Genomic DNA, 26,804 nt, shown 5'->3' with positions numbered 1-26,804 from the left:
TGAGGCTCCTATCGGCTCGGCGCCAGGCTGTGCCGGCGCGCCTGTTGCAAGGGGTTGAGGACGGCGGTCAGGGCCACGGCCAGCAGCAGTGCACCGCACATGAACAGGTACGAAGCGCCGGGGCCGCCGGTGACACCATTGAGGTAGCCGACCAGGTACGAGCCCGAGAACGAGCCCAGCGCGCCCATGCTGTTGATCAGTGCCATGGCGCCCCCGGCGACGTTGGCCGGCAACAGTTCGGGAACGATCGCGAAAAACGGCCCGTAGGGCGCGTACATGCAAGCGCCGGCGATCACCAGCAAGGCGTACGACCACCAGAAATGCTCGGTACCCAGGGCATAGGAGCCGTAGAACGCCAGCGCGGCGATCAGTAGCGGCGGCCAGACGAAGCGCTTGCGCTTCTGCAGGCGGTCCGAGGCCCACGACACCCCGAGCATGGCCAGCACCGCCCCCAGGTAGGGCACCGCCGACAGCCAGCCGGCGGTGACGATGTCCAGCGCGGCGGCCTGCTTGAGGATCGACGGCAGCCAGAGGACGAAGCCATACACGCCGATGCTCCAGCAGAAGTACTGCAACGACAGGATGATCACCGTGGGCGAACGGAATGCCTCGGCATAGTTCTTCACCGGCTTGATACCCTGCTGCTCGGCGTCCAGCGCTTGGCGCAGCGCAGCCTTCTCCCGGGCATCGAGCCACTTGGCCTGCTCCGGTCGGTCATCGACCAGGCGCCACCAGATGAACGCCCAGAGAATGGCCGGCGCGCCCTCGATGATGAACATCCAGCGCCAGTCGAACTGCTGCACCAGGTAACCCGAGACCACTGACATCCACAGGATGGTCACCGGGTTGCCGAGGATCAGGAAGGTGTTGGCCCGCGAGCGCTCGGCACGGGTGAACCAGTGACACAGATAGATGAGCATGGCCGGCATCACCGCCGCCTCGACCACGCCCAGGAGAAAGCGGATGGCGATCAGCCAATAGACGTCGTGGACGATCCCGGTCAGCGTGGCCAGCCCGCCCCAGAGGATCAGGCTGGCGAAGATCAGCTTCTTCACGCTGCGCTTCTGCGCGTACAGGGCGCCCGGCACCTGGAAGAAGAAGTAGCCGAGGAAGAACAGCGCGCCGAGCAGCGACGACAGCGCCGGGGTGATCTTCAGGTCGTCGGCCATGCCCGAGGCCGCGGCGAAGCCGTAGTTGGCCCGGTCGAGGTAGGCCAGGCTGTAGGTGATGAAGACGATGGGCATGATGTACCACCAGCGTCTGGGTGCGAGTCGATCGATCTGCATGGGTGTTCTCCTGGTCTTGTTGTTCTTGTCACATCAGGTTGCGCACAGGTCGGCGCTTCAGCGTGCTTCGCGCGCAGGGTTTTCGTGGTGGTCCAGTTCATGACGTTGCGGCAGGCCTTCCATGTCGCCGCGGCTCTGCACCGCGCGGCTGCCGCACCAGTTGCCGCGGGCCACGGCGCGGCGCAGCGGCAAGCCTTCGAGCAAGGCGCTGATCACCCCGACGGCGAAGGCATCGCCCGCGCCCACGGTGTCCACTACCCGCGCGACCGGCTGGCCGGGCATCACGCCATGGGCGCCCTGGGCATCGCGCCAGTAGGCGCCTTCGGCCCCCAGCTTGATCGCCACGTACTGCGCGCCCTGTTCAAGGTAGAACTCGGCGATGGCCTGCGGCGACTGCCGGCCGGTGAGCAGGCGCCCCTCCTCCAGCCCTGGCAGCACCCAGTCGGCCTTGGCCGCCAGGGCGTTGACCTCGCGCACCATGGTCTGGCGGTCGGGCCACAGCGAGGGACGCAGGTTGGGGTCGAAGGAAATGCTGCGGCCATTGGCTCGCATGCCATCCAGCAACTGGTGGCACAGTTCGCGGCAACTGCCTGAAAGCGCCGCCGGAATGCCCGTGGCATGCAGGTGCCGGGCCTGCAACAACGCCGGCCGCACCAGCGCGGGCGACAGCCGGCTGGCCGCCGAGCCACGGCGGAAATACTCGACTTTCGGATCGCTGCCATCGTCGCAGCGCTCCTTGAGCTGGAACCCCGTTGGGTGCCCGGCATCGATCTCGACACTGGAACAGTCCAGGCCTTCGCGTCGCAGGCTGTCGAGCACGAAGGCACCGAGCGAGTCGTCACCGACCCGGCTCAGCCATTGCACCCGCAGGCCCAGGCGTGACAGGCCGATGGCCACATTGCTGTCGGCACCGGCGATGCGTTTGCCGAAGCCCTCGACCTGGGCCAAGTCGCCCGGCTGCGCCGCCACGAACATGGCCATGGTTTCACCGAAGCACAGCACGTCATGCTCAGCCATGGCACACCTGCCCTTCCAGCTCGGCCAGTTGCGCGACCTGGCGCGCCGTCAGTGCCAGCAGGTCCTCGCCGGCCAGGGGGTACTCGATGGCACGCGGCAGGCCCGCGGCGAAATGCGTCATCAATTCGCGCCACTGGGCCAGGTCGAGGTCCTCGGGCACCACGGCCACCAGGCGCCCGTCGGCGCGGCGCGCTACCGCCTTGCAGTGCACGTAGCGCACCCAACGCCCCAGCAATTGCGCGGCCAGCAGCGGCGACTCGTCGTGCCAGTACCAGTTGCCGATGTCGAAGGTCATGCCCGGCGCCACGCCTTGCGCCTGGGCCTCGCGAAAGAACTTCACCAAGGTCTGCAGGCGCCCACCGTAGGGCGTCTGGTCGTTTTCCACGTACAGCGCCGTCTTGTGTTGCAACAGTGGCGCCAGCGCCGGCAAATCGCAGCCATCCTGGTAATGACCCAGCGACACCTTGAGCGCCACCGCGCCGATCTCACTCGCCAGCTGCAGGCGCTGGGCAATCGCGGGCTCCAGGCTGCCGTCCTCGCGCCACAGTTCCAGTGGCGTGGAGTAGAGACTCTGCAGGCCATGCTCGGCGGCCAGATTGGCCAGGGTAGCGGCATCAGGCGCGGCGTCGAACAGCTCCTCGCGCCACTCCACCCGACGCGCACCCGCCGCAGCGAGCAACGGCAGGTAGCTGGCCTGGCCCAACCGCCTCACGGCATCGGCCCCGAAACTCGACAAGCTGATGGAAACAGTGTGCGTGCGCATCGTGGTAGTCCTTGTTCTTGTGGATGAAACCGGTTTCATTTTTCCCCGGCAACAACGGCGTCCAGGGCGCCGTCAGTGTTGTGATCGGGTAGAGCCTCGCGCGATGAGCTGCGCGCGCAGATCCAGGCGCCGGGCCGGCAGAGGGCTGCCTTGCAGGCGCTCCAGCAGGCACTGGAACGCCGCCGCGCCGATACGCCCGGTGGGTTGCGCCAATGCGCTGATGCCGTCGCCCACCAGCGGGTACCAGTCCAGGTCGTCCAGCGCCAGCAGGCCCAGGTCCTGGAACAGCGGCCCGCCCCTGGCGTGCAGCACCCGCACCAGCTCCAGGGTGGCGACACCATTGCAACTGAACAGCGCCTGCGGGCCGTGCCCTGCCCCGGTGATGAACGCGCCCAGCTGCTCGGCGAGGCCCGGGCCTACCTCCAGCACCTGCCCGCGCAACCCACGACGCCGGGCGATGGAGGCCTGGAAGGCATCCACGCGCTCCTGCCGCGAGCTGGTGCCATCGAGTGGCTCGGTGACGGCGAGGATGTCGCGATAACCGTTGTGTTCAAGGTGATCGAGCGCCTGCTCGACGGCGTCGCTGTTGTCCAGGCCCACCAGATCGACTGGCAGGCCCGCCAATTGCCGGTCGACCAGCACCATGGGCAGGTCGCGGGCCAGACTGGCCAGCTCCCCGGCGCGGTGGCCCAGGGTGTTCACGATCAGGCCGTCGACGTTGTACGCCTGCAGGGCTTGCAGCTGGCTGCGCTCCTGGGCGTCGTCACAGTCGGTGTTGCACACCACCAGGCTGTAGCCGTGCTGGCGACAGGCCGTCTCGACAGCGTGCATCACCGCCACGGAATAGGGGTTGCGGATATCCGCCAGGAGCATGCCGATCAGCCCGGTGCGGCCGCGCTTGAGGGCACTGGCCATGCGGTTGGGGCGATAGCCCAGGCGCTCGACGACGGCTTCGATCCGCTGCGCGGTCGCCTCGGCGAGCAGTTGCCGATCCTCGCCCATATAGCGCGAGACGGTTGCCTTGGAGACGCCGGCCGCCTTCGCGACCTCGCTGATAGTGACCCGTCCGCGGACGGGAACTGCGTCTTTATCCACCCCTGAGCCCTTCTTGTAGGTGTTTGTGCAGGGTTGATGAAACCGGTTTCAATGAAATCAGGGATGGCCCATGCCGTCAAGTGGCGGGCTTTGTGCCAAAGCAGGCGCATACACTGCCAAACCCTCCCTCCTGCCCTGTACCTCGGCCTTCGGAGCGGTATGGTGACACTTCGGACTTCGCTCGCCCTGCCCTGGAGATCGCCATGACCGCAGTGTTTCGTATCAGCCTGGTGCTAATGCTCGCCGGCATGGGGATGGGGGATATCGTGGTGGCCAGTGTCGGGCTGCTGGGCTTGTGCGCAGGGGCCGTGGTGCTCAGCATTCGCCAGGATGCGGTTGTTCAGCCGGCAAGAGAATCGGAGTTCATTGCCTAGGCCTGTGCCCACATGAAAGAAGCTTCATGATTGCCGCAGAGCCCCTGCCTGCGGGCCAGAGCAATGCCTGGCCAGCAGTGCGCGGGGCGCTGCGCCTTGAGCCTCACCGCCTGCCCGCGTAGCATCGCCGCCCCACCCGCCGCTCCCCTGTGCTCATGCCGCAACCCATTCCCCTCAAGGACCACGAAAAGGAAAAGCACCTGGTCAACCGCCGGCTGCTGGCCTGTGCCCTGCTGGTGCTCGGCCTGGTGGCGGTACTGGTAGGCCGGCTCTATGTGCTCCAGGTGTTGCAGCACGACCAACAGTCGGCGGTGTCGGAAAACAACCGCGTGCACGTGCTGCCGATCCCGCCCGAACGCGGCCTGATCTACGATCGCAATGGGGTGGTGCTGGCCGACAACAAGCCCAGCTTCAACCTGACCATGACCCGCGAGCGGGCCGGCGATTCGAAGAAGGTGCTCGACAACCTGGCGCAGGTCCTGGGATTGTCCGAGGACGACCGCCAGCAGTTCGACAAGGACCTGCGCCGCGGCCGCAAGCCGTTCGAGCCGGTGACCCTGCTGGTCGGTCTGAGCGAGGAGCAGATCGCCCTGATCGCGGTCAACCAGTTCCGCCTGCCGGGGCTGGAGGTGGAGCCACAATTCATTCGCGAGTACCCCTTGGCCGAACACTTCGCCCATTCGGTCGGCTACGTCGGACGCATCAACGAGAAGGAAGCCAAGAGCCTCGACAGCACCGCCTACCGTGGCACCCAGTCCATCGGCAAGACCGGCATCGAGCGTTTCTACGAGGACCAGCTACACGGCCAGGTGGGCTACGAGGAAGTCGAGACCAACGCCCAGGGCCGGGTGATGCGCGTGCTCAATCATCACGACCCGGTGCCGGGCAAGGACATCGTGCTGAGCCTCGACGCCCACCTGCAGCAAGCCGCCGAGAAAGCCCTGGGCGATCGGCGCGGCGCGGTGGTGGTGCTCGACCCGGCCAACGGCGACGTGCTGGCGATGGTCAGCAACCCGGCATTCGACCCCAACCTGTTCGTCAAGGGCATCAGCTTCAAGCAGTACGCCGCCCTGCGCGACTCCATCGACCGGCCACTGTTCAACCGCGTGCTGCGCGGGCTGTACGCCCCAGGCTCGACGGTCAAGCCCGAGGTGGCCATCGCCGGCCTCGACAGCGGCGTGATCACCCCCGGCAGCCGGGTGTTCGACCCTGGCTACTACGAGCTGCCCAACTACGAGCACAAGTACCGCAACTGGAACCGCACGGGCGATGGCTGGGTCGACCTGTACAGCGCGATCATGCGCTCCAACGACACCTACTTCTACGACCTGGCGCACAAGCTGGGCATCGACCGCCTGCACGACTACATGGCCGAGTTCGGCCTCGGCCAGAAGGTCTCGCTGGACATGTTCGAGGAAGCGCCGGGGCTGATGCCGTCCCAGGCGTGGAAGCGCGCCACCCGGCGCCAGGCCTGGTTCCCCGGCGAAACGCTGATTCTCGGCATTGGCCAGGGCTACATGCAGGTGACCCCGCTGCAGCTGGCCCAGGCCACCAGCCTGCTGGCCAGCAAGGGCGTGTGGCACCGCCCGCACCTGGCCCTGACCATCGGTGGCCAGGCGCCGGTCGACCCGCACCCGATGGCGGATATCGTGCTGCACGACAAGCATGCCTGGGACCAGGTCAGCCAGGGCATGCAGATGGTCATGCACGACCCGCGCGGCATCGCCCGCGCATCCGCCGCCGGCGCCCAGTACCGCATCGCCGGCAAGAGCGGCACCGCGCAGGTGGTGGCGATCAAGCAGGGTGAGCGCTACAACCGCAACAAGACCCTCGAGCGCCACCGCGACAATGCCCTGTTCGTCGGTTTTGCCCCGGCCGATCACCCGGCGCTGGTGGTAGCGGTGATGATCGAGAACGGTGAAGCCGGTGGCCGCGTGGCGGGGCCGGTGGTGCGGGAGGTGATGGATGCGTATCTGCTGGATGAGCAGGGGCATTTGAAGGAGCGGTATGCGGGGCTGGCCAAGCCCGTGCCACATACATAGGGCCGTGCCTGCGTCGAGGCTCGGGAACTTGACCGGGAGTGATTGGAAGCGGCGCAACTGAGCGCCGCCCACACATTTTCACAGATGAGCGTCATCACGGCGTTTTAGTCAGGAATCTGAGTTTTCCCTGATGCTGGGACTCTTGTCCTGCACAAAATTCACATTTCTATTTTCGCGATCGGCTGCCTGGTTATAGAGGTTGGTGCCCATCTTGGATATTTCCTTGGCCCGGCTGGTCAGGGAAGCCAATACGCCTTCACTATCAACTGGCCCCTTGGATATCGCTTCCCTGCGACTGGCTATCTCCTGCATTTCCTTTACATGGAACCCAAGAACATACATGGGTTTACCGTCCCCTGACTCGAATACATACAGGTTCTCCACGTGCGACGTAAACGCATTGGATTTCGCTTCAAGCTTGAGGTTTGCGGTATTTCCAGGCTGGTTCCAGATCTGTTGTCGGGTCGGGGTAGGATCACCACCAGGAACGGGTCCTTTAGGGTGGTATATCTCGATTTTTATCTTGTATTTAGGCTTGTGTCCTGACGGGTCGACTGCGTTCACAGGATCTTCGCTGCAGTAAACATAGGCATTTGGGCCACCGTCTCCAAAGGGGCTGAAACTGTCGGGTGACAGGAAGCGCATCAGCACCGGGCTGTATGCCCGATAGCCATTGCCAAGCAGGTAGCCCCCAACCTGCAGTTCCTGCAACTGGCCATTGAAACCCAGCATCAGGGGCAACCCACTGGCAAATGGCCGATACCCAAACGCGGTGTAGGGAACCGGAAGGCTGGCCTGCGACGCATGATGACGCAGTATCGAACCGTGCCGGTCGGTGGCCAGCAGGGCCATTTTCGAGCTAACAGTTGATACTGACATGCAGACTCCTGGACAAAGTTCCTGTCTGCGTGACTGTGCAAGCAACTCCATTAGCCCGCAACTGACAAAAATGCCAGGCCTGCCAACCTGCATACCGGGCGCGCTATCGCAAGGCAAGCCTGTACCGGCAGGTCTGGCGTTGCCTCAGCCAGCGGCTCTCGGCATCAAGTCGTAGGGATGTTTCCACCCTGGAATGTCCTGGATTCGCTGTTTCCAGGCCTCGATATGACGGAACTCGCCAACCGCCAGGCCAGTGTCCTCGGGCATATACACATAGCCCGCCAGCGAAAGGTCGGCGATGGTCAGCCGCCCGCCCACCATGAACGGCGTCTTCGCCAGGTGCGCATCGACGATCTGGTAGGCCGCCCTGGCCCGCTCGCGCAGGAAGCGGGTGACATCCGACTCGCCCATCTGCTTGAGGCAGTAGATGAAGCGCAACGCCGCGTAGTAGCTGGTGAACTTGTGGTTGTCGAACAGCATCCAGCGCCAGATCTCGCGCTTTTCGTGATCGTCCCGCGGGCCGAACTGGCCGGTGCGCTCGGCCAGGTAATCGAGGATCAGCGCCGATTGGGTAAGCTTCTCGCCGGCATGTTCCAGCACCGGCACCTCCCCTTGCTCGTTGACCGCGTCACGCCAGTCTTGCCCACGGGTCTGGCCATGGAAGAAATCGACGAACACCGGCGCCCAGTCCTGGCCGGTGAGTTCCAGCATCAGCGCGGCCTTGTAGGCGTTTCCCGACTCGGCAAAGCAGTGGAGCGTATATTCGGCCATGGCATCCGGTTCCTTTGATTGGCAGGCTGCAGGACAGCGAGCAAATCATGGGCAAAGACCGGGGTCAATGTGGCAAGGAACTCCTGACACCCGGCGTCGCTCTTATGAACATGCAGTAACACCCTTGGGCATCACCTTTCCGGAGGACTCGCCATGCGCCACTTACTGCTCGTTCCCTCGCTGCTGCTCCTGCTTCCTGCCGGTGCCGCCCTGGCCCGCGTCGATGCCGGGGACGTGGCTACCTCGGCGGGGGTCTCCGCCTCGCTGTACTCGACCTTCAAGGATGACAAACGGATCATCCCGGCCCGCGACGAGCTGTCGGCCTTCGTAGCCAGCGGCGGTGCCATTCGTGGGGCCTATCTGGAAGCGGCGCTGGCCGAGGTGCGCCAGGCCAATCCGGGGCTGCAGGCCAGTGACGAAGAGCTGGCCCAGGCGCTGTTGTCGCAGGATGACAGTTTGGCGAATCACTGACGGACCAGGGCGACCTGGCGCCGCTTGCGCGGCGCAGGTCAGCCCGGGCGGTTGGTCACGCCGAACGGGATATGCACCGACGGCACCACCGTGCTGGTGCTCTTAAGGTGCCCGGACTGGTCATCGAAGAAGATGTGCGGCTTTAGTACCTGCAATACCCTGCGCTTCTCGATCCCACCCAGGAAGAACGCGTCGTTGGCCATCACCCCCCAGCTTTTCAGGGTATTGAGCGCACGCTCGTGTGAAGGCGCGTTGCGCGCCGTGACGATCGACACCCGCAGGCGGTTCTCGTAAGTGGGATTGGCCAGCTTGTGCTGCTCTTCGGCCGCCTGGATGCGGGCAATGCGCACGAAGAATTCCTTGAGCGGGCCGGGGTTGTGCGGCTGGGTGACATTGATCACTTCATGGGCATGGAAGCTGCCAAGGCCGCCCGACTGCATCACCGCTTCCGACTCATCGCCGGCCAGCACGCCATCGAAGTCGAAGGCGATGCGCAGGTTATCGTCGCTTTCATCGTCGTCGAACTTCGAATCCAGCACCTGCCCCGCCGGGTAGCCGGCCTTGATCGCGGCGTCCACGTGCTGCTTGTCGGCGGACAGGAACAGCGCGATGTTCAACGCCGGGATGTACTCATACGGCGAGCGACCCTGGGTGAAGATCGCCCGGGTCATGTTCAAGCCGTAGTGACCGATGGTCTTCATCACCCGCATGCCGGTGTCCGGGTCGTTCTGCGACAGCAACACCACCTCCACCAGCGGGTCCTCTGGATCACCGCGCAGGTCATTGAGCGCCAGCAGGCGCTTGATGAAGGGATAGGCAATGCCCTTGCCCAGCGGCACGTCCAGGTGCTGCTCCTGGTACTTGCGGTATTGCGCCTCGCCGTCGCGGCGGAACACGGCGTCCGACTCGCTCAGGTCGAACACGGCGCTGGAAGCGACACCGATGACCAGGCGATCATCCAGTTCGAAGGCCATGGGGCATTCCTTGTGTGGGTAAATGTTGTGCGCGATGCCGTTCAGCTTTCGCTGCGACCTTGCAGGCGCGAAGTCCAGTCCTCGACCTGGCGTTGCTCCAGGCGCTTTTCCAGGGTGCGACGCCAGTTCGGCACCAGCGGCAGTTCCAGGCATTCACGCAACAGGCCGGGCTCCAGCTGCTTGTCGAACAGCACCGCCGAAAGCCGCGCCACCGACCACTGGCCATAGGGGCGCTCGACCAGTTGCAGGGCATCGCCCGCCTGTACCTCGCCCTCCTCCAGCACCCTGTAGTACCAGCCGGTGCGCCCGCTCTGCTGCACCCGCAGCGCCATCTGCGCCACGTCGAAACGGTCGTTGAGCTTCCAGCACGGCATGCGCCCCTGGGAGATCTCCAGCAACGCCGTGCCGACGCGGATACGGTCACCCAGGCACACATCGGTCTCGCGCCAACCGCTGCTGCTGAAGTTTTCGCCGAAGGCACCGGGCCGGGTCAACAAGGGGTGTTCGCCGAGTTCAGCGACCCAGTCGGGGTAGTGATCGCGGGGATAATGATGGATAGCCTTGTCGACGCCGCCGTGCACGCGCAGATCGCCCTGTTCGTCGCCGGCGATACCGAGCAAGGTCACCTGCAAGGGGCCCTGGCGGGGTTGCTTGTCGATGGCGCTGAGGGAACCTGGGCGGGTGAATGGCCGGGCGCTGCCGGTGAGCAGGCTGTCCAGGCGCGGGCTGGGCGAGGTCATGCGGCGGGTCTCGTGGGAAGGACCGGGAGAGCTTACACCAGAGCCCGCGAGAGGCCCAACCGGCCGATTGGCGGGGCTGCCTGCAAGCCCGCTCCTGCTGGAGCGGACTTGTCCCCGAGAGGTTTCGACAGCGCCTACTTGCCCCGCGCCTTGTTGTAGATCGTCTTGGCACGGTCGGCCGAGGCCTGGCACGTCTCCATGTCGCCTTTGGCCTGGGCGGCCTTGGCCTGCTTGAGCAACTCGTGGTAGTCATGGGCCATGCCGCCATGCAAGGCCTGGCCATCGCTCTTGCTGATGTACTCCAGGTCCTTGATCTTGGCATCGCAGTTGGTCGCCGGGCCATCCTCGGCATGGGCGGCGAAGCTCAGTACGCAAGTGATCACTAGCAGTGTCATGGATTTCATGGAGTGTTCTCCTGGGAAACAACCTGACTGCCGGAATATCCGCCGGCCAGTTGGCCGACGCAGCACAGAGCATAGTCCGCCAAGGTCAGCGCAACAGGGCTTCAGCCCAACGGTACAGCCACCTCGGCCACCAGGAAGTCGATGAACACGCGGACCTTCAGCGGCATGTGCCGGGCCTGGGGATAGACCAGCATGAACGGCCGCGACGTGCCGCCATGCACGGCGAGCACCTCCACCAGCTCGCCGCTTTCCAGGGCGTCCTGCACGGTGAACCGGTAGGCCTGCATCAGGCCGCCGCCGTGACGCACCAGGGTAGTGGTGGCAAGAAAGTCGCCCAGGCAGGTGAAGGCGCCCTGGGTTTCCAGCTCGACCCATTGGCCCTCGCGACGAAAACTCCAGGCGGGACGCCGGCCATTGCTGGGCAGTTCGAACTGGATGCATTCGTGCCCGGCCAAGTCCTCGAGGGTCTGTGGCACACCGGCCCGAGCCAGGTAGTCCGGAGTGGCGACCACCACCAGCTCGGCATCCTCCAGGCGCCGGGCCACCAGCCGCGAGTCGGCCGGTGCGCGGCCGCGAATCGCCAGGTCGAAATGCTCTTCGGCGAAATCGACGTTGCGGTTGCTCACATGCACGTCCACCTGCACCCGCGGATAGCGTTGGCGAAAGCGCGGCAGCAGTGGCAACAGGCGGTGATGGGCGTAAGGCGTCGGCGCACTGATGCGCAGGCAGCCTGCGGGCTCGAGCTGGCCACCGGTGACCTCGCGCTCGGCCTCGACCAATTGGCCCAATGCCTGGCGGCAATGCTGGTAGTAGGCCTGGCCGGCCTCGCTCAGGCGCATCTGCCGGGTTGTACGCACGAACAGGCGCACGCCCAGGCGTTCCTCCAGGCGTGCCACCGAACGGCTCACTGCTGCGGGGGTGACACTGGCGAGGGTCGCGGCCTCGGTAAAGCTGCCGGCATCGGCGGCAAGGCAGAACAGCTCCAGGCTGCCCAGTTGCAGATCATCGAAGTGGCGGGTCATGGGTGGCTCGATTGATTACATGATGTATCGATTGAAATGCCTCATGCCTCATTTTTCAAGTGGGCGTTGCAGCCTAGAGTGGCTGCACACCCGAGCACTGGCTCGAACCACCGGAGACTTTCCCCATGAGCAGCGCAAGAACCGTCATCATCACCGGCGCCTCCAGCGGCCTGGGCTACGCCCTGGCCCAGGCCTTCCTCGAGCGTGGCGACAACGTGGTCGGCAATGCCCGCACCCAGGCTCGCCTGGACCAGGCCGCCGCCCGCCTGGGCGACCCGCCTGGCTTTATCGGCGTCGCTGGCGACATCGCCGAGAAAGCCACCGCCGAGCGGCTGTTCGCCGCCGCCCAGGAAGCTTTTGGCCGCGTCGATATTCTGGTCAACAACGCCGGCATCTTCATCCCTAAACCGGTGACCGACTACACCGAAGCCGATGTCGACGCGCTGGTCGGCACCAACCTCAAGGGCTTCTTCTACCCCGCCCAGGCCGCCGCCCGGGTGATGAAGGCGCAAGGGCACGGGCATATCGTCGCGATCACCGCTTCGGTGGCGCTGCAGCCGGACACCCGTGTGCCGGCACTGTTGCCGGTGCTGGTCAAGGGCGGGCTGAACCAGGCGGTCAAGGGCCTGGCGCTGGAACTCGCTGCCAGCGGCGTGCAGGTCAACGCCGTGGCCCCGGGGATCATCGACACCCCGCTGCATAGCGGCAACACCGAAGGCCTCGGCGCACTGTCGCCGAGCGGACGCACCGGCCAGCCCGAGGACGTGGTGAACGCCGTGCTGTACCTGACCGACGCGCGCTTCGTCAGCGGCGCCGTCCTGCCCGTCGACGGTGGCAGCACCGCCGGCACCTGGCACTGAAACGGGAGCCACGCACATGCCTTATGTCCATATCCGCGTCACCGAAGAAGGCGTCACGGCCGAACACAAACGCCAGTTGATCGAAGGCACCACGCGTTTGCTGGAACAGGTGCTGAACAAGCCACCGGCGAGCACCTTCGTGGTCATCGAGGAGGTGCCCACCGACAACTGGGGTGTCGCTGGCGAGACGGTGACGGCGCTGCGCCAGCGCGAACGTCGCTGAAGCCATCACGGGCGAAAGGGTAATGTCTGTCAGTTCGCGTCACTGGGGCTGCTACGCAACCCATCGCCGGCAAGCCGGCTCCCACAGGTACAGCGCGGCACTCACGAATTGCGCGGACCCTGTGGGAGCCGGCTTGCCGGCGAAGGGGCGCCTGCGCGCCCCCGGGTTTCAGCCTCGGCCCACCGATCGTGCTACACGTTCCACCGCGATACGCGTCTTTTCCACCAGTTCGTCCAGCTCGCCACGGCTGGCCACCAGGGCCGGCGCCATGATCATCCGCCCCAGGGTCGAGCGGATGATCACCCCTTCCTCGAAACCGAAGGTGCGGCACTGCCAGGCCAGGTCGTTCTCGTTGGCGAAGCGCTTGCGCGTGGCCTTGTCCTCGGCGAACTGCAAGGCTGCCACCAGGCCGGTGCCCTGTACTTCACCGATCAACGGGTGATCGGCGAACACCTCGCGCAGGATGCGCTGCAGGTACGGGCCGGTGTCGTCCTTGACCCGGCGCACGATACCTTCGTCGCGCAAGGCCTTGAGGTTGGCGATGGCTACCGCCGCCGCCACCGGGTGGCCGGAATAAGTCAGGCCGTGGGCGAACACCCCGCCCCTCTCCACCAAAGCCTCGGCGATACGCTTGCTCAGCACCAGGCCGCCCATGGGCACGTAGCCGCTGGTCAGGCCCTTGGCGATGGACAGGGTGTCCGGCTCGAAACCGAAGTGCTGGTGGGCGAACCATTCGCCGGTGCGGCCGAAACCACCGATCACCTCGTCGGCGCACAGCAGCACGTCGTACTGGCGGCAGATGCGCTGGATCTCGGGCCAGTAGCTCTCGGGCGGGAAGATCATGCCGCCGGCGCCCTGGAACGGCTCGGCGATGAAGCCTGCGACATTCTCGGCGCCCAGTTCGAGGATCTTTTCCTCAAGTTGCAAGGCGCAACGGCGACCGAACTCCGCCGGGGTCAGCTCGCCACCGGCGGCGAACCAGTACGGTTCGTCGATATGCGCCACATCCGGGATCAACCCGCCCATCTCGTGCATGAACTTCATGCCACCCAGCGCCGTGGCCGCCAGGGTCGAGCCGTGGTAGCCGTTCCAGCGGCCGATCATGATCTTCTTGCGCGGCTGGCCGACCACCTGCCAGTAACGGCGCACGGTGCGAATCAGCACCTCGTTGGCCTCGGAGCCGGAGTTGGTGTAGATGGCGTGGCTGTAGTGGCCGGGCAGCAGGCTGAACAGCAGCTCGGACAACTCGATCACCGCCGGGTGGGTGGTGTGGAAGAACATGTTGTAGTACGGCAGTTGGTCCATCTGCGCGGCGGCGGCGGCGGTCAGGTCCTTGCGGCCATAGCCGAGCTGGGTGCACCACAGGCCGGACATGCCGTCCAGGTAGCGACGGCCGTCGTTGTCCCACAGGTACAGGCCCTCGCCGCGGGTGATGACCCGCGGTCCCTCGGCGTTGAGCGCCTTCTGGTCGAGGAAGGCGTGGATGTGGTGGGCGGCGTCGCCAGCCTGGTAGTCGCGGGTATCGCGTTTGCCGGTCGCCGGGGTGATGGGTGCGTTCATTGTTGTTCTCCTCGGGTGAATGTCAGCGCAGCTGGATCCAGGTGGTCTTGAGCTGGGTGTACTTGTCGAACGAATGCAGCGAGAGGTCGCGGCCGAAGCCTGACTGGCGCCCGCCGCCAAACGGCACGGTCACGTCCAGGGCATCGACGGTGTTGACCGACACCGTGCCGGCCCTGAGCCGCCTGGCCACGCGGTGGGCGCGGTTGAGATCGTCGCTCCACACCGACGCGGCCAGGCCATAGACGCTGTCGTTGGCCAGGGCGATGGCCTGCTCCTCGTCGTCGAAGGTGCTGACCGCCAGCACCGGGCCGAAGACCTCGTCGCGGGCCAGGGCCATGTCCTGGCGTACGTCGGTGAAGATCGTCGGCGTGATGAAGTTGCGCGAGCCGTTCACGCTCAGGCGCTCACCACCGCAGCGCAGACGCGCGCCCTGCTCCCGGGCCTGGCCGATGGCAGCTTCGATTCGCGCGGTCTGCGTGGCATCGACGATGGCGCCGGCACGGCTGGCCGGGTCCAACGGGTCGCCCGGTAGCCATTCGCGTGCCTGGCGCAGCAGACGCTCGACGAATTCGTCGTGGATCGAGCGCTGCACATACAGCCGCGAATTGGCCGAGCACACCTCGCCCTGATTGAAGAAGATGCCGAACGCGGCCTTCTGCGCCGCCAGGTCGAGGTCGCGGCAGTCGTCGAACACCAGGTTCGGGCTCTTGCCGCCGCATTCCAGCCACACCTGCTTGAGGTTCGACTGCGCCGAATACTGCATGAAGTACTTGCCCACCTGGGTGGAGCCAGTGAACACCAGGCAATCCACGTCCGGGTGCAGGCCCAAAGCCCGGCCAGCGGTTTCGCCCAGGCCCGGTACCACGTTGAGCACCCCCTCCGGCAACCCGGCCTCCAGGGCCAGCTCGGCCAGGCGCAGGGCCGAGAACGGCGACTGCTCGGCGGGCTTGAGCACCACGCTGTTGCCTGCGGCCAGCGCCGGGGCGACCTTCCAGGCGGCCATGTCCAGCGGGAAGTTCCACGGCACCACCGCGCCGACCACGCCCAACGCCTCGCGGCTGATCATCGCCACCGCGCTGGCGGCGGTCGGCGCGACCTGGTCATAGAGCTTGTCCAGCGCCTCGCCATACCAGGCGAACACCTGGGCCGCGCCGGGCACATCGATGCTGTAGGCGTCCATCACCGGCTTGCCCATGTTCAGCGAGTCGAGCAGCGCCAGCTCCTCGCGGTGGGCCAGCATCAACTCGGCCAGGCGCAGCAGCACGCGCTTGCGCTCGGCCGGCGCCATGCGCGCCCAAGGTCCATGCTCGAAGGCACGGCGGGCGGCGCGCACCGCCTGGTCGATCTCGCTGTCGGCGCAGGCGGCGACCCGGGCCAGGCACTGCTCGGTCGCCGGGTTGATGGCGGCGAAGGTGGCGCCGTCGCGGGCCGCTACCGGGCGTCCGTCGATCAACGCGGTGGTGATGAAGCTTTGCCGCGCGGCGCGCTGCAGCCAATCGCTTTTCGTATGCACGCAGGTCTCCCCTCCGGCCACACGCGGGCCGGTGATTGTCGTTGTCTGGATGAGGTGAAGCGGTGTGTCAGCGCCGTCGCAGGTAGCTTTCCAGCGGGTCCTTGCTCAAGCCTTCCTGGGCCTGGGCCAGCGAGGCGATGAACAGCGAGAACAGCTCGGCCTGGGTGGCGATATCGAGCTTGGCGTAGAGGTTCTTGCGGTGGGTCTTGACCGTGTCTTCACTGATGCCCAGGCGCTCGGCCAGCGAACGCGTGGAATGGCCGCGCAGCAGGTACTGGGCAATATGGCACTCACGCTCGGTGAGCAAGGACGAGCCGAAGTTGTTCAGCGCGGCGTTGATCTGCCGCCCCAGCGCGCTTTCGAAACGCCCGCCCAGGGCCTCGGCATCCAACTGCCCCCAGTGGCGGCGCACCACCGCCACCACCCAGGCGGCGACGCACTTGAGCTCGGCCACCTGGCGGCTGCCCAGGCGCCGGGTGCTGCCCAGGGCCACGGCGATGGTCAGCTGGGCGTCCAGCGGCACCAGGTAGTTGAGTTCGTCCTCCAGATGCGCGTGCTGGTAGAACGAGGTGTAGTACTCGCTGCGCTTGAAGTGGTCGGGGGCGACGTCGCTCAGGCGATAGCAGCCGGCCGGCACGCCGTCCATGCAGGCGCGATAGAACGGGCACAGCAGGTAATAGCCTTCGAGGTACTTCTGCACGTTGCCCTCGGGCAGCCAGGGCCCCTCGTCGTCCTTGGCGAACAGCGCCGATGGCAGGCCCTTGCGCGGATACAGGAACACGGTGATGGCCTGGCACGCTGCCAGTTGGTTGAGCGCGGCGAACAGTGCCTCGACGAAGCCTGGGGTGCCGATGGCGTCGACCACGCGGGCCATCTGCGCATACCAGTCGGGCGAATTCAGCTGGGCATTGCTCATTATTGTCTTCCCCGCCAGGGTGAGTGCTGGCCGGGATTGTTTCATGGGGGGGACAGGGCGGCTATCACCCTTCGGGGTGAGAGGCGACCGTCGTTCAACCTGTAGCGACGCCACCGCGGGGCAAGCTCCGCTCCTACAGGTAACCTGTAGTTGCTACAGTGGCTGCCTCGGCCAAGAGTGCGCGTGACGACAAAAATGCAGGGCAGCCCTGCAGATTTGCCAATTGTGCAAGGTAATTTTGCATGACAGGATCGACCGATCCGCTCGCGCACTCCAGGACTTCACTTGGAAAATCAATAACAAAGCAGGGAGACCGCGATGACCGCGCACGCTCAACCCTCGGCAACGGATCAGGTACTGGCCGAGGTCCGCAACCACATTGGCCACCTCACCCTCAACCGCCCCGCCGGCCTCAACGCCCTGACCCTGGACATGGTGCGCAGCCTGCAGCACCACCTCGACCAATGGGCGCAGGACCCGCAGGTGCAGGCCGTGATGCTGCGTGGCGAGGGGCCCAAGGGTTTCTGCGCCGGCGGCGACATCCGCTCGCTGCACGACAGCTTCAAGGCCGGTGAAAAGCTGCACGAGGAGTTCTTCGTCGAGGAATATGCCCTGGACCTGTGCCTGCACCGCTACCGCAAGCCGGTGCTGGTATTGATGGACGGCTTCACCCTCGGCGGCGGCATGGGCCTGGCCCAGGGCTGCGACCTGCGCATCGTCACCGAGCGCAGCCGCCTGGGAATGCCCGAGGTGGGTATCGGCTACTTCCCGGACGTCGGCGGCAGCTACTTCCTGTCTCGCGTGCCCGGCGAGCTGGGCATCTACCTGGGCGTCAGCGGTACCCAGGTCAAGGCCGCCGACGCCCTGTACTGCGGCCTCGCCGACTGGTACGTGGACAGCGCCAGGCTGGCCGCGCTGGATGAAGGCCTGGACCGCCTGGTATTCGGCGAGCATCCGCTCAAGGACCTGCAGGGCCTGCTGGCCAAGCTCGGCACCCAGGTGCTCGAAGACGCCCCGCTGGCGCGCCTGCGCCCGGTGATCGACCACTTCTTCGCCCTGCCCGACCTGCCCAGCATCATCGAACAGCTGCGCGCCGTGACCATCGGCGACAGCCATCCGTGGGCGCTGGAGACTGCCGCCCTGCTGGAAACCCGCTCGCCGCTGGCCATGGCCGTGACCCTGGAGCTGCTGCGCCGTGGCCGCCACCTGAACCTGGAAGACTGTTTCGCCATGGAACTGCACATCGACCGCCAGTGGTTCGAGTACGGCGACATCATCGAGGGCGTGCGCGCCCTGATCATCGACAAGGACAAGCAGCCGCGCTGGAACCCGCCGACCCTGGGCGAGCTCACCGCGCAGCGCGTCGACCAATTCTTCGAAGGCCTGTGAGCCCGGGAGTACACAGATGCAAGACCTGGAACTGAGCGAAGAACAGATCATGATCCGCGACATGGCGCGCGACTTCGCCCGCGGCGAGATCGCCCCCCATGCCCAGGCCTGGGAGAAGGCCGCCTGGATCGATGACGACGTGGTACGCAAGATGGGCGAGCTGGGCCTGCTCGGCATGGTGGTGCCGGAGGACTTCGGCGGCAGCTACACCGACTACGTCGCCTATGCCCTGGCGGTCGAGGAGATCGCCGCCGGCGACGGCGCCATCGGGGCGCTGATGAGCATTCACAACTCGGTGGGCTGTGGCCCGTTGCTGGCCTACGGCACGCCTGAACAAAAGCAGGCCTGGCTGCCGCCACTTGCCAGCGGCGAGGTGATCGGCTGCTTCTGCCTGACCGAGCCCCAGGCCGGCTCCGAGGCCCACAACCTGCGCACCCGCGCCGACCTGGTCGATGGCCAGTGGGTGATCAATGGCGCCAAGCAGTTCGTCAGCAATGCCCGCCGCGCCAAGCTGGCCATCGTCTTCGCCGTGACCGACCCGGAGCTGGGCAAGAAAGGCCTCTCGGCGTTCCTGGTGCCCACCGACAACCCTGGGTTCAAGGTCGACCGCAGCGAACACAAGATGGGTATCCGCGCCTCCGATACCTGCGCGGTGACCCTGGACAACTGCCGCATCCCGGCCGCCAACCTGCTCGGCGAGCGCGGCAAGGGCCTGGCCATTGCCCTGTCCAACCTCGAAGGCGGGCGCATCGGCATCGCCGCCCAGGCCCTGGGCATCGCCCGCGCAGCCTTCGAGGCGGCACTGACCTACTCCCGCGAGCGCATCCAGTTCGGCAAACCGATCAACGAGCACCAGAGCATCGCCAACCTGCTGGCCGACATGCAGGTGCAGATCAACGCCAGCCGCCTGCTGATCCTGCACGCCGCGCGTCTGCGCAGCGCGGGCAAGCCTTGCCTGTCGGAGGCCTCCCAGGCCAAGCTGTTTGCCTCCGAGATGGCCGAGCGGGTCTGCTCGATGGCGATCCAGGTGCATGGCGGCTACGGCTACCTGGAAGACTACCCGGTGGAGAAGTACTATCGGGATGCGCGGATCACCCAGATCTACGAGGGCTCCAGCGAGATCCAGCGCATGCTGATCGCCCGTGAGCTGAAGCATTATCCGATCTGACGTACCCATCGCGGGTCAAGCCCGCTCCCACGGTGGAGCAGCCTTGACCCGCGATGAATTGTTCAACCAATGAGATTTATTCGTCTCATATGATACAGTAATGGATCTTTCGTCTCTTTTCGCCTGCCCGACAGCCGAACCCCGACTCGAGGTCCCACATGCGCAGATCCCTCCAAGAAGAACGCCTGCTCAAGGCGCTGGCCCATGCCATTGTCGTCCATCCCCGCGCCACCTTGAAAGAGCTGGCGGAAACCGCCGGGGTCAGCAAGGCCACCCTGCACCGCTTCTGTGGCACCCGCGAAAATCTGGTGAACCTGCTCGAGGACCACGGCGAGCACGTGCTCAACCAGGTCATCCAGGAAGCCGACCTGGAACGCACCGAACCCTTGGTCGGCATTCGCCACCTGATCGCCGAACACCTCAAGCACCGCGAAATGCTGGTGTTCCTGATGTTCCAGTACCGCCCCGACACTCTGCTCAACAACGCCGAGGATATGCGCTGGCAGGCCTACACCCAGTCCATGGACGCGTTCTTCCTGCGCGCCCAGCAACTGGGCGTGCTGCGCATCGACATCAGCGCGGCGGTGTTCACCGAAATGTTCATGACCATGATCTACGGCATGGTCGATGCCGAGCGCCGGGGCCGCGCCGCCAGCGCCAACACCGCGCAGACCGTGGAACAGTTGTTCCTCAATGGCGCGCGGGCCCAGGCCTGAGGCTGAGGGCGGCTACCGCCCCTACCCGCCCGCCAGCGCCTCGATGCTGATCTCGCGCATCCTGAACTTCTGCACCTTGCCGGTCACCGTCATCGGGAATTCATCGACGAAGCGGAAATGGCGCGGCACCTTGAAATGCGCGATGCGTGCCCGCGCCCATTCACGCAGTTCTTCCTCGCCCAGGGTCTGCCCCGGGTGCAGGCGAATCCAGGCGACGATCTCCTCGCCATAGCGGCTGCAGGGGATGCCGATCACCTGCACGTCGGCCACCGCCGGGTGGGTGAAGAAAAACTCCTCCAGCTCCCGCGGATAGATGTTCTCGCCACCGCGGATGATCATGTCCTTGCTGCGCCCGACGATACGCACGTAGCCCTGTTCGTCCATCACCGCCAGGTCGCCGGTGTGCATCCAGCCCTCGGTGTCGATGCTCTCGGCGGTGGCCTTGGGGTTTTCCCAGTAGCCGAGCATCACGCTGTAGCCGCGGGTGCACAGCTCGCCGATCTCGCCGCGTGCCAGGGTAGTGCCTGCGCTATCGATCACCTTGCTCTGCAGCCACGGCTGGGTGCGGCCGACGCTGGTCACCCGGCGCTCCAGGTCGTCGGCGGCGCCGGTCTGCAACGACACCGGGCTGGTCTCGGTCATGCCGTAGGCGATCTGCACCTCGCCCATGTGCATTTCGTCGATCACCCGGCGCATCACCTCGATCGGGCAGGTGGCGCCAGCCATGATCCCGGTGCGCAGGCTGGACAGGTCGAATTCATGGCGACGCGGGTGGTCGAGTTCGGCGATGAACATGGTCGGCACGCCGTACAGGGCGGTGGCGCGTTCTTCGGCCACCGCCTGCAGGGTGAGCAGCGGATCGAAGGCGTCATTGGGGTAGATCAGGGTGCTGCCGTGGGTCATGCAGCCGAGGTTGGCCATGACCATGCCAAAGCAGTGGTACAGCGGCACCGGTACCACCAGCCGGTCGTGCTCGGTCAATCCGAGGCTTTCACCGACCATGTAGCCGTTGTTGAGGATGTTGTGGTGGCTGAGGGTCGCGCCCTTGGGAAACCCGGTAGTGCCGGAGGTGTACTGGATGTTGATCGGCGCATGCCGGTGCAGGCTGGCCTGGCGCGTGGCCAGTTGTCCGGGGGCGGTTTCCCCGGCACGGGCCTGCAACGCCGACCAGGCCAGCAAGCCACCAGGTGGCGTGGCCGCCAGGCTGATGACCCCGCGCAACGCGGGCAGGCGCGCGCTTTGCAGCTCGCCCGCTCGGCAGGCGCGAAGTTCGGGCACCAGGTCCAGCAGCATGGCGTGGTAGTCGGAGGTCTTGAAGGCGTCGGCGCAGATCACCCACTGGCAGGCCGACTGGCCCAGGGCGTATTCCAGTTCGCTGGTGCGGTAGGCCGGGTTGATGTTGACCAGGATCGCGCCGATCTTGGCGCTGGCGAACTGGGTGATGCACCATTCGGCGCAGTTGGGCGCCCAGATCCCTAAGCGGTCGCCGACCTGCACGCCCAGGGCCATCAGAGCGCGGGCGTGCTGGTTGACCGCATCGGCCAGCTGCCGCCAGGTGTAGCGCAACTGCTGATGGCGGACGATCAGGGCCTCGCGGTCGGGGAAGCGGGCGACGGTGGCGTCGAAGGCGTCGCCGATGCACAAGTTGAGCAAGGGAATGACGTTGCTGCCTACGGTGTGGCTGGGCTGGGTCATGGGGTGTCTCTTGTTGTTCTTGTAGGAATTGATCCGGCCCTATCGCCGGCAAGCCGGCTCCCACAGAGATCGCTGCAGGCCCGAGGGCAGCACCGTACCTGTGGGAGCCGGCTTGCCGGCGATAGCGCCAACACCGCTCTACCGAATGAACACCTGCGGCGTGGTGGTCGACATGTCGCCACCGGGCAGTTTGATGTTCCCCACCTTCTCCAGCGTATCGGGGTCGAACACCGCCAGGTCGTTGAACGTCCCGCCCAGGTAGAGCTTGTCGCCGGCCTTGTCGAAGGTCACGCAGTAGTAGGTATGGTCCAGGTTGGCGGCCTTGACCAGCTTCTTCTGCGCGATGTCGTAGCGGGCCAGGCGATTGAGCACGCCGTACATCTGGTTCGGGTCCTTCGGCGAGCGCAGGCCGGTGAAGTACAGCTCGGTCAGCTCGGCGAACTCCTGGGTATGGGCCTTGCCGGTCTTCAGGTCGATGCTCAGGTAGCCGTAAAGCGGCTCGGCGGTGGCCGGGTCCTGCTTGGCGTCCTTGAACCTGGCGATGGTGTAGAGCATCGAGAACTCGTGCAACGAGCTCTGGTGCGGCCAGAAGTACAGCACGTCCGGCGCGCTGTAGCCCGGGCGGTTCCAGCTGCGCAGCGGCAGTGCGACGGTGTATTTGCCGGTGTTGACGTCCAGCTTGTAGATGTCTGGCCCGGCCACATAGAGACTGCCGTCGTCGGCGGCGCGCATCAGGTACACCTGGCGCGGCATCGGGAAGCTGCGCACGGGCTTGGCATCCAGGCCGTCGCCGGTGCGGAACACCTCCAGGCGCGGCGGCTTGACCACATAGTGGTCGTTCAGGCGCTGGCTGGGGTTGACCGTGGCGTACACCTCCTTGCCGTCGGGGCTGATGGCGAAGGAGTACATGGCCTTGCCGACCTCGCCCGGCACGCTGGACAGGTTGGCGTGGAAGGTGGTCTTGCAGCTGTCCAGATCGATGCCATAGATATCGGCGAAATGATTGTTGAGCACGTAGGCGGTGCGGTTGTCCGGCGCCATCATCGCCGTGCCGGGGCCGAACGAATCGGGCATGCGGCAGGTCTTGTACAGCGTGTCGCTGGCCACCTCGACCACGTGCAGGTTGTTCGGGTAGTTGGTGGCGATCAGGTATTCATGGCCGGCCTTCAGGGCCTTGCCTGCGTCGTCGGCCTGGGCCGCCCAGGCGCAGGCCGTGGCGGCGACGGTGAGCGCGAGTTGCGCGCAGAATCCAGGTTTCATGCGGTTTCCCCTTGTCGTTCTATTTGTCTTTCGGGAATACGGTGCCGAGGTTGCGCCAGTCTTCGGCGGAGTTGGTCGCCTGGGCGTTCCAGTCCTGGTAGGTGCTCATCATGTCCGGCACCTGGGCTGGCCACCAGCAAGGGTCGGAGCAACCGTACAGGTCGGCCTCCATCGGCTGGCACAGCGAGCTGACGCCACCGAAGGCGTCCACTTCCCAGCCCGGGTCGGTGGTGGCGGTGCAGCCGGCCACGGCGCTCATCGCCAGCACTTCCTCGACGCGGTCTTCGGCGGCCGCCTGCTCGAGGATGCGCGCCTTGTTGTTCAGCGGTTTGAGGTGCTTCATGTCAGTGCGCCTTCCGGGGAGTGATATAGCGATCGATGAAGGCCGGGTTAACGGCCATGATGCGGCTGTAGACCTCGATGCCGAAGTCGACCCAGTCGCGCATCAGCTCGCAATAGTGGTAGGTCGGATGCTGCGGGTCGCCGTAGCGGGCGTAGCTTTCGTGGTAGCAACCGCCGGAACACAGGTTGCGGATGCGGCAGCTGTCGCAACCGGTGCCGCTGCGGTCCAGGCGCTGCGAGAGAAAATCGTTGAGCTGCGCCTGCTTCACGCCCTGGTGCACATTGCCGAAGGTCGGCAGGCTGGAGCCGGTGAAGCGGTGGCACAGGTTCAGCTCGCCCTCGTGGTCCACCGCCAGCATCTTCAGCCCGGCACCGCATGGCAGGGCCTTCTTGTGGCCTTCGTGAATGTCGGTGATCAGCTGGTGCAGGTTGGAGAAGCCGATGTTGCGGTGCGCCAGCGCCGCCTCCAGGTAACGCCGGCCGAGGGCCTTCATGTTGGCGAACACCTGCACCAGCTCGTCGCCGGTGAGGTTGAAGTCGGCCATGTCGCCGGAGGTCACCGGGGCGAACCCGACCTCGGCGAAGCCCATCTCGTTGAACAGGTGGTTCCAGATGGTCTCGACATCGGTGATGCCACGGGTCAGCGTCACCCGCGCCCCCACCGGCCGGCTGCGGTAACGCGACAGCAGCATGTCGGCCTTGCGCCGCACCACGTCGTAGGTGCCCTGCCCGCCCACGGTGATGCGGTTGCGATCGTGCACGGTCTTGGGCCCGTCGATGCTGATCGACAGGCCGAAGCGGTGGGCATCGAGCCAGTCGACGATCTCTTCGGTGAGCAGCGTGGCATTGGTGGTCATGATGAACTCGACCTGCTTGCCCGCCTCGGCGAAGCGTCGCTCGCAGTACGCCACCATGTGCTCGATCAACGCCCGGTTGGACAGCGGCTCGCCGCCGAAGAACACCACGCTGTAGCGCTCCTCGTTCGGCGACTCCTTGAGCAGCATCTCCACCGAGGCTTCGGCGGTGGCGCTGTTCATTTTCTTGCCGGCGGAGGGCTTGTCGAGGTCCTCCTTGTAGCAGTACGTGCAGCTGAGGTTGCAGCCGGTGTTGACGTTGAGCACCACGGTGTTCAGCGCGGTGCGCTCGACCTGTTTCAGGGCGATTTCCGGGGTCAGCGGCGAGCCGTCGCTGACCACTTCCAGGGCGATCAGCTCGCGCAGGGTTTCCTCGATATCCTGCCCGTCGAACTGCTGGCCGAGCTGCTGCAGCAGCTCCTCGGCGGAGCAGCCCTGGCGGCGCAGGGTGTCGATGATGCCGCCGGTCACCGCGTCGGTGGCGAACAGCGAACTGCTGGGGATATGGAACAGCATGCGGTCGGCATCGACCTGCACTTCGTGCAGGTTGCGTTCGACCAGGTTCAGTAGTGCGCCCATGGCGACCTCCCGATAAGCAATTGGTCAGGTTGATGCCTATGGCAGCGGCGGATTGTTCCAGCGCTGCACGGTGACGATCATGTGGCCCTCGCCTTGCTGGCCACCGTCGGCGAGGGTGGCGATCACCTTCAGGTTGCCGGCGTTGTTGGTCATCATCTTGCGCTCGGGGTTGGGCCCTGCCCCGCCCGGCACGAACACGCCGTCGGCCTGCATCTGCCCGGCGAACCTGACGTCCTCGTCCTCGACCGCCCGTTCGTTGAACGGCTCGACTTTCCAGGTGGCTGGCAGGTAGCCGATGCGCAGCGGCTGGCCACTGGCGTCCTTGCCCCAGGCTTCAGCCTCGAAGCGACCTTGCACCTTCGGCACCGAGGCGCCGTTCTCGCCGATGCGGGCGATGGAGAACGCCGGCACCACCTTGACCTCATCGACCTTGTCGTACACCGCCAATTGCACGCCCTTGAGCGCGCCCACCGCCACCTCGCGGGGGCCGGCGGCGGCATCCTTGGCGGCCCGAGCCTTGACCCGGATCAGCGTCGGCGTCGACTCCAGCACTTCGGTCACCTGCACGCCCGCGCCCAGGTCTGGCTTGCCGGAAAGGTCGCTGCCCACCAGGGTGATCTCGCTGTCGCTGCCGGTCTTGATGAACGCCGGCTGCACTGCCAGCAGGCGCCCCTGCCCGGCCTTCGCCGCACTGAAGTCCAGGCCACGCTCGTCGTGCTCGGCCTCGAACATGCGGCCCTTCATCTGCCCGTCGATGGCGGCGAACACCTGGCGCAGGTTGGCCTCGCCGATCTTGACGTTGCCGCGCCATTCATAGCCGTTGTAGAGGATCGCCGAACCGCTGCCGTTGAACGGCGTGCCGTCGGCGTAGGCGCCCTTGACCTCGACCTTGAAAGTGTCGCCCTGCTCGGCGCTGACCGTCATCACCCCACGCACGTCACCCTTGGCCAGCATATGGCCGCTGAACGCCCATTGCCCGGCCAGGACCTTGGACTCGGGCCGGGCCTTGAGCCACTCGGCCCAGGCCGGGTTGTCGAGGGGGAAGCGCTTGGCCAGGTCGGGCACCATCTGCTTGAGGGCGATGTCCAGCCAGTCACGGTCGCGGGCCTGGGCCTGGTATTCGAGGGACGGCCATTGGCCGAGGTGGAAGTTGACCAGGTGCTCCCACTCCTTGGCCGGGCGCCGTTGCAGGGCGACCCGGGCGCCGGAGTGGCAACGCCCGCACATCTGGCTGAGCTGGTCGTCGAAGTGTTCGACGGTATTGAGCAGGCGCTCCATGGCGTAGCGCACACCGTCGGTCTCGCTGGGCGCCAGGCCCTGCTTGTCGGCCAGGTACTTGACCAGGGTGCGGCGGTCGTCGTCGCTGATCGAAAGGCCATGCATCACCTGCATGCGGGCGATGCTCATCAGCCAGCCCTCGGGGGTCTTGCGCTGGTGGCTAATGCGGCTGTAGCTGTCGTTGCCTTCGGGGATATGGCACCCCATGCACTTGTTCTGCAACAGGCTCGGGCCCTGCTCGGCCGCCATGGCCTGGGCGGACAGCAGTGCGGTGGCGACCAGCGCCAGTGTGCCCGCCTGCCGCCGGAGTCGAGTCGTCTTCAAGGTCAGACCTCCACGGTATCGTTCTTATCGTTATTCGCACGCTGCGGTGTGCATCTGACAGTAGCGATACAGGAAGTGTGCCAATTGCGGCAAATATGTTTTGCATCAACGATTTGAGCGCAGAGCAGGGGCAAACCCCAGCAGCGCAGGCTGTGGCCGAACGTGCCATTTCGCGACGAGGTGTTTCACCTTGAGACACGGGGCCTGCTGCGCAGGCCATCGCTGGCAAGCCAGCTCCCACAGGGATCTAGCCACCTTCGAGAGCAACGCCGTACCTATGGGCGCCGGC

General features: G+C 65.7%; 26 protein-coding genes. 8 read left to right on the top strand and 18 right to left on the bottom strand.

Annotation, left to right across the window (positions count from 1 at the left end):
- Window positions 1-8 precede the first annotated feature (8 nt).
- From CCOS191_RS11885 to CCOS191_RS11870, 4 genes are all read right to left on the bottom strand, one after another.
- Window positions 9-1,286: an MFS transporter gene (locus CCOS191_RS11885; protein ID WP_046855376.1), complete on the bottom strand. Its 1,278-nt coding sequence runs from the start codon at window positions 1,284-1,286 to the stop codon at window positions 9-11.
- Window positions 1,287-1,343: 57 nt separating this feature from the next.
- The gene (locus CCOS191_RS11880) at window positions 1,344-2,303 is read right to left on the bottom strand and encodes a sugar kinase (RefSeq protein WP_046855375.1); all 960 of its coding nucleotides are present in this window, start codon (window positions 2,301-2,303) and stop codon (window positions 1,344-1,346) included.
- Window positions 2,296-3,066: a sugar phosphate isomerase/epimerase family protein gene (locus CCOS191_RS11875; RefSeq protein WP_046855374.1), complete on the bottom strand. Its 771-nt coding sequence runs from the start codon at window positions 3,064-3,066 to the stop codon at window positions 2,296-2,298. The genes CCOS191_RS11880 and CCOS191_RS11875 overlap by 8 nt, the downstream gene beginning before the upstream one ends.
- Before the next feature lie 72 nt (window positions 3,067-3,138).
- On the bottom strand, window positions 3,139-4,161 hold the full coding sequence (locus tag CCOS191_RS11870) for a LacI family DNA-binding transcriptional regulator (RefSeq protein ID WP_046855373.1): 1,023 nt from the start codon (window positions 4,159-4,161) through the stop codon (window positions 3,139-3,141).
- Window positions 4,162-4,364: 203 nt separating this feature from the next.
- Here CCOS191_RS11870 and CCOS191_RS28150 point away from each other — a divergent pair, with 203 nt between their 5' ends.
- Window positions 4,365-4,535 (top strand): hypothetical protein, encoded by a 171-nt coding sequence (locus tag CCOS191_RS28150; RefSeq protein WP_172670887.1) that lies wholly within the window; start codon window positions 4,365-4,367, stop codon window positions 4,533-4,535.
- A 155-nt stretch (window positions 4,536-4,690) separates the two neighbouring features.
- Window positions 4,691-6,577, top strand: a complete 1,887-nt coding sequence (gene mrdA, locus CCOS191_RS11865) for a penicillin-binding protein 2 (protein WP_046855372.1) — start codon at window positions 4,691-4,693, stop codon at window positions 6,575-6,577.
- A gap of 108 nt (window positions 6,578-6,685) precedes the next feature.
- Here the strand turns inward: mrdA and CCOS191_RS26820 are convergent, their stop codons facing one another.
- Together CCOS191_RS26820 and CCOS191_RS11855 are read right to left on the bottom strand one after the other, a co-directional pair.
- Window positions 6,686-7,456 carry an RHS repeat-associated core domain-containing protein gene (locus CCOS191_RS26820; RefSeq protein WP_231867487.1) on the bottom strand — a complete coding sequence of 257 codons (771 nt, stop codon included), beginning with the start codon at window positions 7,454-7,456 and terminating at the stop codon, window positions 6,686-6,688.
- Window positions 7,457-7,600: 144 nt separating this feature from the next.
- On the bottom strand, window positions 7,601-8,227 hold the full coding sequence (locus CCOS191_RS11855) for a glutathione S-transferase family protein (protein WP_046855371.1): 627 nt from the start codon (window positions 8,225-8,227) through the stop codon (window positions 7,601-7,603).
- Between the two features lie 153 nt (window positions 8,228-8,380).
- On the opposite strand from CCOS191_RS11855, the gene CCOS191_RS11850 reads away from it, so the two are divergent.
- Window positions 8,381-8,698 carry a DUF2388 domain-containing protein gene (locus tag CCOS191_RS11850; RefSeq protein ID WP_046855370.1) on the top strand — a complete coding sequence of 106 codons (318 nt, stop codon included), beginning with the start codon at window positions 8,381-8,383 and terminating at the stop codon, window positions 8,696-8,698.
- A 38-nt stretch (window positions 8,699-8,736) separates the two neighbouring features.
- Here CCOS191_RS11850 and CCOS191_RS11845 read toward each other — a convergent pair whose 3' ends face one another.
- The 4 genes from CCOS191_RS11845 to CCOS191_RS11830 form a co-directional block, all read right to left on the bottom strand.
- Window positions 8,737-9,672: a 5'-nucleotidase gene (locus tag CCOS191_RS11845; RefSeq protein ID WP_046855369.1), complete on the bottom strand. Its 936-nt coding sequence runs from the start codon at window positions 9,670-9,672 to the stop codon at window positions 8,737-8,739.
- Window positions 9,673-9,713: 41 nt separating this feature from the next.
- Window positions 9,714-10,412: an MOSC domain-containing protein gene (locus CCOS191_RS11840; RefSeq protein WP_046855368.1), complete on the bottom strand. Its 699-nt coding sequence runs from the start codon at window positions 10,410-10,412 to the stop codon at window positions 9,714-9,716.
- 134 nt (window positions 10,413-10,546) lie between these two features.
- Window positions 10,547-10,816: a hypothetical protein gene (locus CCOS191_RS11835; RefSeq protein ID WP_046855367.1), complete on the bottom strand. Its 270-nt coding sequence runs from the start codon at window positions 10,814-10,816 to the stop codon at window positions 10,547-10,549.
- Window positions 10,817-10,917: 101 nt separating this feature from the next.
- Complete coding sequence (locus CCOS191_RS11830) at window positions 10,918-11,838, bottom strand: LysR family transcriptional regulator (RefSeq protein WP_046855366.1); 921 nt, start codon at window positions 11,836-11,838, stop codon at window positions 10,918-10,920.
- A gap of 125 nt (window positions 11,839-11,963) precedes the next feature.
- Between CCOS191_RS11830 and CCOS191_RS11825 the strand changes: the two genes are divergently transcribed.
- Both CCOS191_RS11825 and CCOS191_RS11820 read left to right on the top strand, forming a co-directional pair.
- Window positions 11,964-12,698 carry an SDR family NAD(P)-dependent oxidoreductase gene (locus CCOS191_RS11825; protein ID WP_046855365.1) on the top strand — a complete coding sequence of 245 codons (735 nt, stop codon included), beginning with the start codon at window positions 11,964-11,966 and terminating at the stop codon, window positions 12,696-12,698.
- Window positions 12,699-12,714: 16 nt separating this feature from the next.
- Complete coding sequence (locus tag CCOS191_RS11820; protein WP_046855364.1) at window positions 12,715-12,921, top strand: tautomerase family protein; 207 nt, start codon at window positions 12,715-12,717, stop codon at window positions 12,919-12,921.
- Between the two features lie 168 nt (window positions 12,922-13,089).
- On the opposite strand, the gene CCOS191_RS11815 is transcribed toward CCOS191_RS11820, so the two are convergent.
- From CCOS191_RS11815 to CCOS191_RS11805, 3 genes are all read right to left on the bottom strand, one after another.
- The gene (locus CCOS191_RS11815; protein ID WP_046855363.1) at window positions 13,090-14,481 is read right to left on the bottom strand and encodes an aspartate aminotransferase family protein; all 1,392 of its coding nucleotides are present in this window, start codon (window positions 14,479-14,481) and stop codon (window positions 13,090-13,092) included.
- A 22-nt stretch (window positions 14,482-14,503) separates the two neighbouring features.
- A complete protein-coding gene (locus CCOS191_RS11810; protein WP_046855362.1) occupies window positions 14,504-15,994 on the bottom strand; it encodes an aldehyde dehydrogenase in 1,491 nt (496 codons plus the stop codon).
- A gap of 67 nt (window positions 15,995-16,061) precedes the next feature.
- Window positions 16,062-16,910: a helix-turn-helix transcriptional regulator gene (locus CCOS191_RS11805; protein ID WP_038706257.1), complete on the bottom strand. Its 849-nt coding sequence runs from the start codon at window positions 16,908-16,910 to the stop codon at window positions 16,062-16,064.
- Window positions 16,911-17,228: 318 nt separating this feature from the next.
- Here CCOS191_RS11805 and CCOS191_RS11800 point away from each other — a divergent pair, with 318 nt between their 5' ends.
- The 3 genes from CCOS191_RS11800 (at window position 17,229) to CCOS191_RS11790 (ending at window position 20,183) form a co-directional block, all read left to right on the top strand.
- On the top strand, window positions 17,229-18,299 hold the full coding sequence (locus tag CCOS191_RS11800; protein ID WP_046855361.1) for an enoyl-CoA hydratase/isomerase family protein: 1,071 nt from the start codon (window positions 17,229-17,231) through the stop codon (window positions 18,297-18,299).
- 16 nt (window positions 18,300-18,315) lie between these two features.
- On the top strand, window positions 18,316-19,467 hold the full coding sequence (locus tag CCOS191_RS11795; RefSeq protein WP_046855360.1) for an acyl-CoA dehydrogenase family protein: 1,152 nt from the start codon (window positions 18,316-18,318) through the stop codon (window positions 19,465-19,467).
- A 158-nt stretch (window positions 19,468-19,625) separates the two neighbouring features.
- Entirely contained in the window at window positions 19,626-20,183 is a 558-nt protein-coding gene (locus tag CCOS191_RS11790; protein WP_046855359.1) for a TetR/AcrR family transcriptional regulator, read from the top strand.
- Window positions 20,184-20,204: 21 nt separating this feature from the next.
- Here CCOS191_RS11790 and CCOS191_RS11785 read toward each other — a convergent pair whose 3' ends face one another.
- From CCOS191_RS11785 to peaA, 5 genes are all read right to left on the bottom strand, one after another.
- Window positions 20,205-21,878, bottom strand: coding sequence for an AMP-binding protein (locus CCOS191_RS11785; RefSeq protein ID WP_046855358.1), 1,674 nt, complete (start codon window positions 21,876-21,878; stop codon window positions 20,205-20,207).
- A 138-nt stretch (window positions 21,879-22,016) separates the two neighbouring features.
- A complete protein-coding gene (peaD, locus tag CCOS191_RS11780) occupies window positions 22,017-23,138 on the bottom strand; it encodes a quinohemoprotein amine dehydrogenase subunit beta (protein ID WP_046855357.1) in 1,122 nt (373 codons plus the stop codon).
- A gap of 19 nt (window positions 23,139-23,157) precedes the next feature.
- Window positions 23,158-23,481, bottom strand: coding sequence for a quinohemoprotein amine dehydrogenase subunit gamma (gene qhpC, locus CCOS191_RS11775; RefSeq protein ID WP_046855356.1), 324 nt, complete (start codon window positions 23,479-23,481; stop codon window positions 23,158-23,160).
- Window position 23,482: 1 nt separating this feature from the next.
- The gene (peaB, locus tag CCOS191_RS11770; RefSeq protein WP_046855355.1) at window positions 23,483-24,913 is read right to left on the bottom strand and encodes a quinohemoprotein amine dehydrogenase maturation protein; all 1,431 of its coding nucleotides are present in this window, start codon (window positions 24,911-24,913) and stop codon (window positions 23,483-23,485) included.
- Window positions 24,914-24,949: 36 nt separating this feature from the next.
- Window positions 24,950-26,515, bottom strand: coding sequence for a quinohemoprotein amine dehydrogenase subunit alpha (peaA, locus tag CCOS191_RS11765; protein ID WP_046855354.1), 1,566 nt, complete (start codon window positions 26,513-26,515; stop codon window positions 24,950-24,952).
- Window positions 26,516-26,804 lie beyond the last annotated feature (289 nt).

Source organism: Pseudomonas sp. CCOS 191, from assembly GCF_001007005.1.
Taxonomy (GTDB): Bacteria; Pseudomonadota; Gammaproteobacteria; order Pseudomonadales; family Pseudomonadaceae; genus Aquipseudomonas; species Aquipseudomonas soli.
Note: the sequence above shows the minus strand (reverse complement) of the source record. Positions and strands in the feature narration are given on the sequence as shown.